We start from the raw sequence: 13,897 nt of genomic DNA, 5'->3' as shown, positions 1-13,897 counted from the left end.
CATCTCTTTGTAAACTTAACGAAGAATAAAATGCGTCACCTAAAATGATAGAAAAATTCCGCAAAGAATATACATTTTTCATCAAAAAGTCCGTATGTTGCAATATAAGTTTATTCCTAATAGATCTCATTTCTTAAAAACGAGCCGCGCTATACGCAAGGTAATGTTTTTATCGTTCATTTCTTGAAAGCCCCCCTACTCTCTACTCCATAACCACCCTTTGCCCTATATCTATTCTTTTGAGACAGAGAAGTATAAAGCCCCAAAACTAAGAAAAACATTAAACATCGAAAACTTTCTAGATTGTTCAAATTCTTCCTATGTTTTTCTCAAGAAAGCATCCAAGTACAACATGAAGCACCTCCCCCCTTCATTAGGAAGAAAGAGGGAGTTATTAAAATGCACACGAATTCTTTTATTTAAGAATCGAGAAAACTGCGCAATTTTCGTGAACGGCTAGGATGTTTTAATTTACGAAGTGCCTTTGCTTCAATTTGACGAATACGCTCTCTTGTAACTGAGAACTGCTGTCCCACTTCTTCCAATGTGTGATCGGTATTCATCCCTATTCCAAAACGCATCCGCAAAACACGTTCTTCTCGTGGTGTTAATGAAGCAAGAACGCGTGTTGTCGTATCTCGCAGATTAGCTTGGATAGCTGCATCAATTGGTAATAACGCATTCCTATCCTCAATAAAATCACCCAAATGGGAATCATCTTCATCACCAACAGGCGTTTCGAGAGAAATAGGTTCTTTTGCAATTTTAAGAACTTTTCGTACTTTTTCTAACGGCATAGAAAGCTTGCTAGATAATTCTTCTGGTGTTGGTTCTCGTCCAATTTCATGGAGAATCTGACGCGAGGTACGAACGATTTTATTAATTGTTTCAATCATATGAACAGGAATACGAATTGTACGTGCCTGATCAGCAATTGAACGTGTAATAGCTTGACGAATCCACCATGTTGCATAAGTTGAAAATTTGTAGCCGCGCCGATATTCAAACTTATCCACAGCCTTCATCAAACCGATATTACCCTCTTGAATAAGATCAAGAAACTGCAAACCACGATTAGTGTATTTTTTTGCAATTGAAATGACAAGACGCAAATTAGATTCTACCATCTCTTTTTTTGCAATTGTTGATTCGCGTTCACCTTTCTGCACCTGCATAACAATCCGACGAAATTCACCAATCGAAATAGCCGTTTCTTGCGCAAGATTTTGTATCTCACTTCGCAGTTTTTGGATTTCTTTTGCTTCACGCACCGAAAACTCTTTCCAACCAGGTGTAGGCAAAGCAGCAATATAATTCATCCAATCTGCGTCCAATTCACGCCCTTGGTATTCTTTTAAAAAATCCTCATGGCCAATGCCATAGCTATTGGCAATCCGTTTCAGCTTACCTTCATTATGAATCAATCTCTTATTAATGTCATAAAGCTGTTCAACCAAAGCTTCGATACGATTTTGGTTTAAAGAAAGAGATTTTACTGCTTGAATCAACTCACCCTTTAATTGAATATATTTCTTCTTCTGAGAAGATGTAAGGGCCCCCTCTTTACGCTCTGCCAAACTGCTTTCAACATGCTGATCTTGTAATTTTCGTAATTTTACATAGGTTTGAGCAATAAAATCCAATGTTTCCATAACTTGAGGACAAAGTTCATTTTCCATTGCAGCAAGCGATAAGTTAACATCGTCCTCGTCCTCTTCATCATCGTCTTCAATGTTTCTCTCTCCTGCGCTCTCCCCCATATTACGTATACCAGAAGACATTTTTTCTTCTACGGTCTTATCAACTTCACTTCGCTCAATAACAGGAGCCTGCTTTGCTTCTGGACCAGCATAAGTCGTTTCAAGATCAATAATTTCACGAAGAAGAATACGCTGCTCTTTTAACTCGTCACGCCAGATAATAAGAGCCTGAAAAGTCAAAGGACTCTCACAAAGTCCTGCAATCATTGTCTCACGCCCTGCTTCAATACGCTTAGCAATGGCAATTTCGCCTTCCCGCGAAAGAAGCTCAACAGCTCCCATCTCACGCAAATACATACGCACCGGATCATCCGTACGATCTGTTACTTCGCGTTTATTCGTTGTCGTTGCAATTGCGTGGCTAGAGGCTTCTACTAAATCACCCCCCTCTACCGTAACTTCTTCTTCATAATTTTCAGACTCGACTTCATCCTCATCATCCACAACATTAACCCCCATCTCAGAGAACATCGCCAAGATATCTTCAATTTGTTCGGATGTAACCTCGTCAGAAGGAAGAACTGCATTGAGTTCATCCATTGTTACGTAACCATTTTTTTTGGCAAGTTTAATCATTTTCTTGATGGCATCATCAGAAAAATCAAGAAGAGGACTATCCAAACTCGCTTGGTTTGTTACTTCTGCATTATCTTTCTGTTTAACCTTTGTTGCCATACCATAACTCCACTCGATCACTTCACAGTTTCCATGTGACCAGTTTTTTTGTTCTCACTAAAATCTACCAATAGTTACTCATATATACTTCCTGTTAAGAGATTACCATTGGAAAGAATACATTCTGTATACGCCCTGACATCCAGACAAACTTGACATCCAGACAAAAACGCGGGAAAACTCCAGAAGTTTCCCCGACACCTCTCAGCCCTTCTGAGATAATCTCTGCACCCTATCGTAAGAACCAATTTCCCGCTTTTCCTAAAATTTACCCGCTTTTCCTAAAATTTAATTGTCATCTTTATAAAAATGTCACTCCACATAAACTTCCTCATCTAAAATTTAAGTGACTGATTCGCATTAAAAAAGCGAATCATTTTATCGTATCTTGTGTATTCCCGTCTATTTTTTCATCCAACCAACTTCCAAATCCTTCAATTAACGCTTCTGTTGCCTGCATCTGCTCCAGCTCATTTTTTACCTCACGAAGCAGATCAAAAACCTCACTCTTAGGATTTTCTACAAGTTGCTCTTCAATATCCTGTAACCTCTTATGTAGGTGGTGTTCTTGAAGATGCAAGTAGACAGCTTGTTTTAATATAGCACGCGCATCTTCTATAGGGGCTCCACCAAGAATAATACGCATACCAATATTTTGCACAAGATGTTTCATACGCTCTAACAGAGCCTTTTGCCCTCTTTTTTCTAAGAACGCAACCATCGTCTCTTTATCATGAAGCTGTTGGTCCCCAAGAATTTCCAACATAGCTTGATGAAAAATTATCAATTGAGTATTTTTTAATTCTAACTCAGAAAGAATTTCAAAATTTTCATACCACAACTCAGGATAGTAAGCTAAAGTGAGTAAAATGACTGCTTCACGCAAAGGGATAGATTGCGAAGAATTTCGTACTATTTCAGAATTTGCTAACAGAGAAAAGGTTTGATCTTTAAAGGTCCTATTTGGTGAAGATTGACCATATCGCCCTTCCCCCTTTTGTTTTGAAAAAGAGGGACGAAAAAAATCAAAAAGGCGTTTTTTTACATCTTGCAAATAATAACGACGGACATCTTCATCCTTAATCGTAAAAATTTGTTGTTTTAGTTGTTTTTCTAGCGCTGCTCGTGCCTCTGGAATTTCAAAATGCTTTCCATAGGTAGCACGCCACCATAAAAGCTCACTCAAAGGAATAGCTTTTTGCAAAAAAGAAGAAAAAAGCTGAGCTCCACCAGCACAAACAATTTCATCAGGATCTTTCCCTTGTGGCAACAAAACAAAGCGTACACAAACCCCAGCCTTTAAAAGAGGCAACACACGATCAGCAACACGAAAAGCAGCTTTTAAACCAGCATCATCACCATCAAAACACAAAATAGGTTCCTTCCCCATCTGCCATAAAAGCTCAATTTGCGCTTCCGTTAATGCTGTCCCTAAGGGTGCTACAACTCCTTCAAAACCAGCTTTAGTCAATGCAATGACATCCATATACCCCTCAACAACAAGGAGTGAATGAATTTTTTCATCGCCAACAAAGCGACTATTTTTGCGAGCTGCTGCCGCGTTATAAAGTATATTTCCTTTATGAAACAGCACTGTTTCAGGGCTATTGAGATATTTTGCTCGTGTCTCTTTCTCTAATGCACGCCCTCCGAAAGCCACCACACGTCCACGCAAATCTTCGATAGGAAACATAATGCGATTTCTAAATCGGTCATAAGAATCCGCGCTCTCCTCATGCACTGAGAGAAGCCCACATTCTTCCATTTGCTTTATTGAAATGCCCCGTGTACCTAAAGCTTCTTTCAAAGCCGTACGCCTTACCGGTGCAAAACCAATGCGGAAACGCTCTACAAGCTCTGGTGTAACACCACGTGCATCCAGATAACGACGTGCTTGTATACCTCCTTTATCGCGTAAATTATATTGAAAAAAATCTGTGGCAATTTTCATCACATCATAAAGGTCAGCTTTTTCCAGTTGACGTTTATGACTTTGTGAATCCAAAATAGGGAGTTTCATTCCCGCAAAATCAGCCAAACGCTCTACACTTTCTGAAAAGTGCAATCCATCAAGCTCACACAAAAAGGTAAAAATATCTCCACTTACACCACAACCAAAACAATAATAGCGCCCTTTATGATCATCACAATGAAAACTTGGCGTTTTTTCACCATGAAATGGACAACAACACCAAAAGTCTCCCCGTGAAGGCTTACTTTTTCGAGGATCAAAATCCACCCGTTGACCAATCACTGTTGAAATTGGGAGTCTCGTACGCAGTTCATTAAGGAAATCGGGCGGAAAACGCATTATCTCTCACAGAGTTTGAAAATTCTTTTTTGCATATTTAACGACTTTAGAGCATAATTCCAATACTTCCTCTTAAGCAGTTGTAAAATTTTAAACCCTCAACTGCATATATTTTTAGAAATGGAGAATAAAAAGTGATCGAATTTATTGCTCAATATCCTTGGTTAGAGGCTATTTCTTGGCTTGTTATTCTTACCATAGCTGCCCTTTTAGTGAACTTTCTAGGACGAAAATTACTTATTCACGGAGCAAAAAAACTCTCTTCTTTTCTCCCCCAAAATACAACGATCGATATTAATAATGCTATTCAATACATAGCGGATATCATTTCAGCTTTTATTCTTTCAATTGGTGTTAATTTTATCTCAACATTGCCCGATGCATTTAGCACTGTCATCAGTAATGTTGCCAACGCCTTCATTATCTTCTTTGTCGTCCTGACAATTTCTTCCTGTCTCAATGTCATTAACATCCTTTACGAACAACGACCAACAGCACGACTAAAACCAATAAAAGGTTATATTCAAATTGCTAAAATTGCACTTTTTGCTGTTGCAACAATTTTAATGGTCGCTACATTGATTGACCGCTCCCCTCTTATTCTCTTCTCTGGTCTTGGTGCAATGGCCGCGGTTCTCATGTTAATTTTTCAAGATACGCTTCTCTCTCTCGTTGCCGGTATTCAAATTTCATCTACTGATATGGTTCGCGTTGGTGATTGGATTGAAATCCCCAATCTCGGTGCCGATGGTGATGTTATTGAAATTGCCTTGCATACTGTTAAAGTTCAAAATTTCGACAACACCATCACCTCAGTTCCTATCCGTAAACTTGTGACCGACCCTTTTAAAAATTGGCGTGGAATGCAAGAATCGGGTGGAAGACGCATCAAACGCTCCCTTTTTATTGATCAATCAAGTATCCATTTTCTCACAAAAGAAGAGCAAAAATATCTTTCCCGATTTAATTTATTAGAAAATTATTTCACGCAAAAAGTAGCAGAAATCGAACAATGGAACGCTCAATTAGATAAAAATCATGATGTCTTAGCCAATACGCGCCGTTTAACCAACATTGGAACTTTTCGTGCTTATGTTTTTGCTTATCTACAACAGCATCTAAACATCAACCCTAATATGACCTATATGGCACGACAATTACCTCCTACAGAAAATGGTTTACCCTTAGAAATCTATTGCTTTACGAACACCACCGTTTGGATCGACTATGAACAAATTCAAGGTGATATCTTTGATCACCTTTATTCCATTCTACCCTGTTTCGGTCTAAAGGTTTTTCAAAATCCAAGCGGTTATGATTTTAATCAAGTATTAAAAGCAAAAGTGAAATAAAAACAATAAACTTCAATTTATTAATTTGAGGCAACCACATTCACAACAACAAAGAAAGAATAAAGTATCATGAATGGTTCATTGGTACTCCTTCATCTTGCCGGCGCTATTTCTTTACTTCTCTGGGCCACACGCATGGTGCGCACAGGAGTTGAACGCGCCTATGGTGACAGACTTAAATATAAAATGTGCCACGTCGTTTCAAAACCATTGTTTGCCGTAAGTTTTGGGCTTTTTACAGCAATGATTTTACAAAGCTCTACAGCAATAACACTCCTCGTTGGCTCTTTCGTTGAATCTGGTTTTGTCTCTGGAGTAGCAGGACTTATGGCTGTACGTGGAGGAGAATTAGGATCAGCAATCGTTGTAAAAATTCTCACCTATGACCTCACTCTTGTTGTACCCTTGTGTCTTTTAATTGGCACTTGTATCTTCATGACAACAGAAAAACGTGAATGGCGTCAAATAGGACGTATTGTCATCGGTATTGGTCTTTTGATTTTATCTTTAGAGATGATAAGTACCGCGACAGAACCTTTACGTGAAAGCGAAATTTTACCTAGCATCATTCGTTATCTTTCAACCGATCCTATTTCCACTTTTTTGTTGGCTGCTGGCTTAACCTACCTCTTACATTCATCCATTGCAGGAATCATTTTGCTGGTCAATTTTGCCAACTACGATCTTATCCATACGCAACTCTGTGTTGTCATGGTTCTTGGTGTCAACTTTGGCTCTTCTCTTATAGCACCACTTTTAACGCGCAACGCCTCTCCTAATACCCGCCTCGTTCCCTTAGGAAATTTACTCATGCGTGGGGCAGGGTCAATCCTTATACTTATCTTATTTCTCTCCTTTCACCCTCCCATCACATGGCTTGGCAATAACGCCCCTACTCAAGTGATCAACGCCCATATCATTTTTAATGTTTTCATTCTCCTTGCTGGAATACCTCTTTCAAAATGGGTTTTAAAATTAACCACTCAGATCGTGAATATAAGTGCAAAAAAAATGCAAGCCGACAAAACACTCAATTTATCCGATCAAACAGCTCTTGATGACAGTGTTCTTGATCGCCCAACTCTCGCCCTCTCGAATGTCATGCGTGAAGTCATTCATATTTGTGATCTTGTAGACATCATGCTAGAAAAAATTATGGGACTTTATGAAAAGCCTGATCCCAATATTATTCGTGAACTCAACCAACTCAACACCATATTGGACAAAAAACATATCGCCATCAAACTTTATCTTGCCCGATTAGCGGGACAAAAATTATCTGACGAAGAAGCTCTTCAAACGCAAGAACTTCTAGGCGCCTGTATAAAATTAGACCAAGCAGGGGATATCATTATTCATAATATGTTGATGCTGGTTAAAAAGAAACAACAAAAAGGTTTACAGTTCAGCAGCGAGGGCTGGAATGACCTCCTTCGTTTCCACGCCATTGTACTAGCCAACGCGCATATAGCATTTAACGTTCTCGTCTCACGTGATACACACACTGCACACCTATTGGTACAAAAAAAAGATCAGCTACGAAACTTAGAAAAAGAGATGAGTTTAAAACATTTTAAACGTCTGCGTGAAGGGGATCTCAAAAATGTAGAATCATCCAGTCTTCATCTCGACACTGTGCGCGACCTTAAACAAATCAACTCTCTTTTGACCTCAATGATCTACCCCATTTTAGAAGAACAGGGACTTCTTCAAAGTTCTCGTCTACGCAACCCTGCTGAAGAACAAGCAGAAAAAACTTAAACTTTTCAAATAACTTGAATAAAACACACATCACATCGATTATTCAATTTTGAATATGGTCAAGATATTGATCTAATCAATAATGTCTTATTATTCGACAATTTAAATGAGCTTTCTTCATCGTAAGTTTCTTTCATTTAAAATCTATTCATGATGATTTGCTCAAAGTCATTTGCTTGCACATTACAAACAAAGCAGCATGTAGAATAGAACTCTTGAAGAAAGATGTAAAAATGCCTAACCATCTCAAAGCCAAGACTGTTAAACACATAAAGAGTAGGTCAAGAGTATGATAGTTCCAACCTAAACCCGCCTTGTAAAAAGGGAACCGCTTCACAGTAGCAGCGAAACAGAAATACTCTATAAGAAATACAAAACCCCACAAAAATGCAACATTTATATCAAGATTGGTAGAGGTTCAACCTATACAGCCATGCTATAACGTATCAACGAAACAGTTTTCATTTCAAACATCATTGATATCAATTGGCAAGCTCCAAACTTTTAAATATCCATTTTACTTATTGCTTTAATCACAATTGTTTTTTTAATTTAAGAGAGAGATTTAAAAAGCTTATAAATACACTTTATGAGTTCTTAGAACATTTCTACTAATATTTTCTTCTTTTATTCATATTTATCAATTAATTAATTTATTTATAAATTAAAATATGTTGTATATTTATACTTATTAAGTATTATTATGATATAAATGTGAATGTTATTTTTATATAAAGGAAAGTAATAAGTAAAATATCTAAAAGAAATATCCTTTCCACTGGTTAAAAAAGGAATAAACCTTGATTTTTACAAAGTTTACTCTAGTTACAATTTAAATTCAGGCAAAGGAGGGTATCATGGAAAATGCAAACATCGGTTGGATTGCTGCTATTATTATCGGCGGGATTGCAGGTTGGGCAGCACAGTATATTATGAAAAGCCAAACAGGAATATTGTTAAATATTATCTTAGGGATTATTGGCGCTGCGCTAGCAAGCTTTCTTTTTAGTCTTTTAGGTGTAAGTTTTGCTGGTTGGCTTGGCTATCTTATTTCAGGTTTTATAGGAGCCTGTATTCTTATATGGATAGGACAAAAAATTCGATCATAGAGTATTTATTTTTTACACCTTTTGGGATTCAATACAAAACTAGGAAACAACGAGCAGAGTTTAAAATATTCCCCTGTAACTTGTTGTTACCAATTTTGATATGATGGTGAGATGCTTAAGCTGTGATTTTAGGCATACACCATCACCGTATTATAAAACCAAATGCAGTAAAGAACTTTATAACGCACCATTTCATACCTATATAAACTTACGCATATCAGAGGAGAGATATGTTGCGTTATTTTAACAAAATACGAACTGATTTTTGTACCACGTGCGCAAATCCAGCATATCTCACTGTAATAACAATTCATAAGGTTACAAAAATCACTAACGATGATTAAAGATTTTACCGTATAATGCTTAACACCTATACACTCTATCAACAATACCCTTTTTACCGAAAAACTCGAAGCGCTTTTTTACATTCTTAAGAAATAAAGAGAGACGGCAAGAATAAAATGATAAATATTTTTTTCTAATCTATGAAAGAAAATAGTATCTAAAATAAATATAAAAATTAAATTATAATGTGTTTTTTTTAAATTTATTTTTAATAATAAAAATATATAAGTAAAAATTAATAATATTAATGCAAATTTATTATAAAATTAATAAACATTATGTGATGTAATATTTCAAAATTTTAATAATATAATATATTTTAGAGTTTGCAAAAATATATGCATTAATATAAACTTCTTTATTATAAAGAATACGATCTCCTTTACATCTCAATTCAAAAGATTTGAATATCTCTTCACTTTCTAAAGTATAAAATAAAGTTTTGTTCCTCTTAAAATTTCCTCTTTATATCATCTTGCATAGATGAATTTTTAGCTCTTCTTTATATGCGTTACAAACGAATTTTAAAGCACGAAACATTTTTCCCATTGCTCTCATGCGATAAAGAAATTTCCGTAACGCATTGTGAAAGCGCCTTGGATAAAACATAATACCTTATTTTGCTTTTTTAATGAAAATAATCCTATAATATATACTTCCCGCATATCTTCTTTTAAAGACCTTTGCAATCGACTTTCCCTTTGATATCTTCCTGTTAAAATCTTGCTGCTTTTATACTCCTTGTATTACAATAGAGCTATCTATTTAACCCAACATAACATATGGAATAAGACTTTAGCTGTGGAGTAAAACGATGTCTGATCTTGAAGATTCCATCTTACCGCCTCTAACGTGGTTTTCTGATCAAAATCCTCCAATACCAGAAAACGTTCGCGATTGGCTCATGGAATCGGGCTCGATGACGCTTCGATTAAAGAAATATTGTACCTGCCTCCAAGTTCAACCACAACGCGAATGTTTTATTACGCAAGATAAATTAACAGAAGAAGCAGAGCATCTCCCCGAAAGTGCGCGTTATTGGCTACGCGAAATCATATTAATGGGAGATAATAAACCTTGGCTCCTTGGACGCACTGTAATTCCACAAGAAACCCTCCTACACAATCAAGCCTTGATGCATTTGGGAACTGTACCTCTAGGACATTATTTATTTAACAATGACAAATTAACCCGCGATTACATTCATATTGGTCAACAAGGTGCGCTATGGGCACGCCGTTCCCGTTTGCGGTTAACGGGTAAGCCATTGTTGCTAACTGAACTATTTTTAACAGATTCACCACTGTATCCCCACAAATAGAGGTTACTCATTTTATTCTGCATAACTTATAGATTTCATATAGCTTATAAGGGATTTAATCAGAGAAAAGAATTTCAAAATTATCTCAAGAACACATTAAAAACAAAGATTTCTTTTCAAAATATCCTTTTATTTCATCAACTCAGCTTAAAAAATCTCTTCCCTAGAAAAAACGTTCTAAAATTCTGATTTTCTTATCATTAAAACCAGCACTTGAATTAAAAAGATACACACCATATTGATAAAACCATCTATATTTAAATTTCTTGCTGAATAATCACTACTCTAAAATACGGTAACTCTTTATCAAACAAATGCTTTGAAACAGCAAAAAAGACAATAATACACTCGCCAAAATTGGAAATCTGTATCAATTAGCTTAATCATTCTGTTTTAAAATTTTTAACAGTGCTGACAATAGATCTTTTTAAAAAAGTAAAAACTCTATAATCTTTTTGTTTTTTAATGGTCTAACAGCTTTGAAGAACAGAAAATATAATACATAAAAGATATTTCATTGCTCTATAAGAGCCGAAAAAGTTTAGTTGATATCAAAAAGTTATTTTTTTGATAATAGTATGTATGTACAAGATAAATGACATTTATCAACATCCTACTGACTTACAAAGGCGACGCACAATAAAAAATATTTTCCAATCCCCTTGAATTAACAAGATCTATTGCAATTTTTGACGAAGACTATTGCACACTTTAGAAAAATTCATTTGCCCCGCATACCGTTCCTTAAGCCATGCCATCACCTTACCGATATCGCGTAATTTTTCTGCCTTTGTTTGTGCCAAAGCTTCACAAAGAACCTGTTCTACTTCCATCTCCTTAAGTTGATAGGGAAGAAATTCACGAATAACTTCTATTTCTGCTTGTCCTCTCTCTGCCAATTCCAAGCAACCAGACTCTTTATAGGCTCGCATCAATTCTTCACGCTGTTGAAGCATTTTAGTGAAAACAGACTGTATCTGCTGATCATCCACTTCTAGCTTCCCTTCATCATAATAAAGAATATCACGATCCCTAACTGCAGCATTCATTAAACGAAGTGTAGCAAGACGCGCACTATCTTGCGCTTTCAAAGCAGCCCTAAGAGCCCCATCAATCTGGTTACGCAACATAAATTTATCCAATTTTTGTTCAAGAAGAAGATGCCTTTTAACCAATCTTTATCCATCTTGCAATGGAGAATAAAAAAATAATTAAGGACTCGATCTTCGAAAAGCTAAAACAAGACTTTACCTCTTCATGGAATGTACTTATACTGCCTATTTCAAGCGAAACGTTACCAGAATAATATACACAGCATCTGTTAAAGGTATGATTTTTGTGTAAAGTTGATCATTATACCTTTCAGAGAATAAGCCATCATACCTTTAGAATAAATTGTGGATACATACTATGATACAAGCGACTTCACCCAGCTACCCTTGGAGTATCAAAAAACCTACAGCCCTCTTAGTCTTAGCAGATGGAACCGTTATTGAAGGCAAAGGAGCAGGTGCTACAGGTATAGCTGAAGCTGAAGTGTGTTTTAACACCGCCATCACAGGCTATGAAGAAATCCTCACAGACCCGTCATACACACAACAAATCGTTAATTTTACTTTTCCTCATATAGGAAATGTAGGGGCAAATAGCGAAGATATTGAAGATCTCTCTCCTCTCAATTGTCATGGTGCTGTTGGCGCTATTTTCAAAGCAGACATTACACATCCCTCAAATTATCGATCCAATGAAAATCTTCATCAATGGCTTAAAACGCGTAAAATTATTGCACTTTGTGGTATTGATACACGTGCACTCACAATTCTTATTCGTGAAAAAGGTGCACAAAATGCTGTCATTGCACACGATGCTAATGGAAACTTTGATATTCCTTCTTTAAAGAAACGTGCGCAAAAATGGCAAGGTCTTGTCAATCTTGACCTTACGAAAGATGTGACATCTCAATCATCAATGCAATGGGATGAAAAACCATGGAGTTGGAATAAAGGATACGGTACAAACAATGTGCACAATCTTCATATCATTGCAATTGACTACGGTATTAAACGTAATATTCTTCGCCTTATGGCAACACAAAAAGCCCGCATTACTGTTGTGCCTGCCCACACAACTGCAAAAGAAATTCTGGCAATGAACCCTGATGGCGTTTTTCTTTCTAATGGACCAGGAGACCCCGCAGCTACGGCTCAATATGCCATTCCAACAATCAAAACATTAATTGATTATAATTTACCAATTTTTGGAATATGTCTTGGTCATCAACTTCTCGCTCTTACGGTTGGTGCAAAGACCGTGAAAATGCACCAAGGACATCATGGTGCCAACCACCCAGTTAAAGACCTTAACACTGGAAAAGTTGAGATTGTATCGATGAATCACGGTTTTGCCGTAGATTCTTCCTCTTTACCACAACATGTTCAAGAAACACATATTTCTCTCTTTGATGGCTCAAACTGTGGTATTCGAATCATTGGAAAACCTGTTTTTTCTGTTCAATATCACCCTGAAGCTTCTCCGGGACCACAAGATAGCCACTACCTCTTTCAGCATTTTAGTGATCTCATTATGAATTATAAAAAAATATCTTAAAATAAAAAGCATCACCTTTTAACTTCTCTCCTTTAAATTATATCATCTTCCTACGCACAATTATATTATTTTTATACCTACAACTTATTGAATAAATATTCTTATTGATCATTCTAAAACTAAAAAGAGCGCTCTGAATAGCTTAAATTTTTCTCATTCCTCTCCTCTTAAGGTCGTATCCATCAAAATCATTGGCTTCTCCCCCCAAGCAAGATAAGTGGGTCGATAAAAACCATTTTTAAAAAGAGTAAAGTGCCTAATATTCAAATAAGCATTTGATTCACAATACAATTTTAAGCATTCTATTGTGCATGAGAAACATAATCCCTCCTAAAGAATAAAAAAATTAAAGTGTAAGACAGTGCAACAAATCTCTACTTTTTAAAAGATATTGCCGTAGATGGTTTTGAAAACTGTAAAGTCGAATAAAAAAGTAATCGCAAAACAGAAAACATCTTTTCAATTTTACAACTTTATATTCTTCCAAAATGAGGTTTTCTTTCGATTCCAGAAATGATGCCAACAAATATAAGCAATATTTTACTTCCAATTTACCATATAAAATTTGGAATTGTTCATACAATACTGATACATCTAACTCAGATACGTTTTAATCTTTTTTTTCAATATGCTGCTACATTAGCACTGGATATTAA

Annotated in this window: 8 protein-coding genes; 5 read left to right on the top strand and 3 right to left on the bottom strand. The window is 36.2% G+C overall.

Annotated features, from left to right (window positions below; translation table 11 throughout):
- Positions 1 to 419 precede the first annotated feature (419 nt).
- Positions 420 to 2,435, bottom strand: coding sequence for an RNA polymerase sigma factor RpoD (gene rpoD / locus ACFIQE_RS02780; protein ID WP_375611971.1), 2,016 nt, complete (start codon positions 2,433 to 2,435; stop codon positions 420 to 422).
- Positions 2,436 to 2,808: 373 nt separating this feature from the next.
- On the bottom strand, positions 2,809 to 4,746 hold the full coding sequence (dnaG, locus tag ACFIQE_RS02775) for a DNA primase (RefSeq protein ID WP_375702853.1): 1,938 nt from the start codon (positions 4,744 to 4,746) through the stop codon (positions 2,809 to 2,811).
- Positions 4,747 to 4,880: 134 nt separating this feature from the next.
- Here dnaG and ACFIQE_RS02770 point away from each other — a divergent pair, with 134 nt between their 5' ends.
- From ACFIQE_RS02770 to ubiC, 4 genes are all read left to right on the top strand, one after another.
- Positions 4,881 to 6,098: a mechanosensitive ion channel family protein gene (locus ACFIQE_RS02770; protein ID WP_375621381.1), complete on the top strand. Its 1,218-nt coding sequence runs from the start codon at positions 4,881 to 4,883 to the stop codon at positions 6,096 to 6,098.
- A 69-nt stretch (positions 6,099 to 6,167) separates the two neighbouring features.
- On the top strand, positions 6,168 to 7,859 hold the full coding sequence (locus tag ACFIQE_RS02765) for a Na/Pi cotransporter family protein (protein ID WP_375621382.1): 1,692 nt from the start codon (positions 6,168 to 6,170) through the stop codon (positions 7,857 to 7,859).
- 857 nt (positions 7,860 to 8,716) lie between these two features.
- Complete coding sequence (locus tag ACFIQE_RS02760) at positions 8,717 to 8,968, top strand: GlsB/YeaQ/YmgE family stress response membrane protein (protein ID WP_375611967.1); 252 nt, start codon at positions 8,717 to 8,719, stop codon at positions 8,966 to 8,968.
- A 1,159-nt stretch (positions 8,969 to 10,127) separates the two neighbouring features.
- Complete coding sequence (ubiC, locus tag ACFIQE_RS02755) at positions 10,128 to 10,634, top strand: chorismate lyase (protein WP_375621383.1); 507 nt, start codon at positions 10,128 to 10,130, stop codon at positions 10,632 to 10,634.
- A 677-nt stretch (positions 10,635 to 11,311) separates the two neighbouring features.
- On the opposite strand, the gene ACFIQE_RS02750 is transcribed toward ubiC, so the two are convergent.
- A complete protein-coding gene (locus ACFIQE_RS02750) occupies positions 11,312 to 11,809 on the bottom strand; it encodes a GatB/YqeY domain-containing protein (RefSeq protein ID WP_375611965.1) in 498 nt (165 codons plus the stop codon).
- A 235-nt stretch (positions 11,810 to 12,044) separates the two neighbouring features.
- Here ACFIQE_RS02750 and carA point away from each other — a divergent pair, with 235 nt between their 5' ends.
- Complete coding sequence (gene carA, locus ACFIQE_RS02745; protein ID WP_375707247.1) at positions 12,045 to 13,241, top strand: glutamine-hydrolyzing carbamoyl-phosphate synthase small subunit; 1,197 nt, start codon at positions 12,045 to 12,047, stop codon at positions 13,239 to 13,241.
- Positions 13,242 to 13,897: the final 656 nt, after the last annotated feature.

The sequence above is a fragment of the Bartonella sp. AA1HLJMS genome (assembly GCF_042197445.1).
Classification (GTDB): domain Bacteria; phylum Pseudomonadota; class Alphaproteobacteria; order Rhizobiales; family Rhizobiaceae; genus Bartonella.
Note: the sequence above shows the minus strand (reverse complement) of the source record. Positions and strands in the feature narration are given on the sequence as shown.

Bases quoted from the DNA above. Each gene is read 5' to 3' on its own strand.
- rpoD (WP_375611971.1), bottom strand. From the start codon at position 2,435: ATGGCAACAAAGGTTAAACAGAAAGATAATGCAGAAGTAACAAACCAA.
- dnaG (WP_375702853.1), bottom strand. From the start codon at position 4,746: ATGCGTTTTCCGCCCGATTTCCTTAATGAACTGCGTACGAGACTCCCA.
- ACFIQE_RS02765 (WP_375621382.1), top strand. From the start codon at position 6,168: ATGAATGGTTCATTGGTACTCCTTCATCTTGCCGGCGCTATTTCTTTA.
- ACFIQE_RS02760 (WP_375611967.1), top strand. From the start codon at position 8,717: ATGGAAAATGCAAACATCGGTTGGATTGCTGCTATTATTATCGGCGGG.
- ubiC (WP_375621383.1), top strand. From the start codon at position 10,128: ATGTCTGATCTTGAAGATTCCATCTTACCGCCTCTAACGTGGTTTTCT.
- carA (WP_375707247.1), top strand. From the start codon at position 12,045: ATGATACAAGCGACTTCACCCAGCTACCCTTGGAGTATCAAAAAACCT.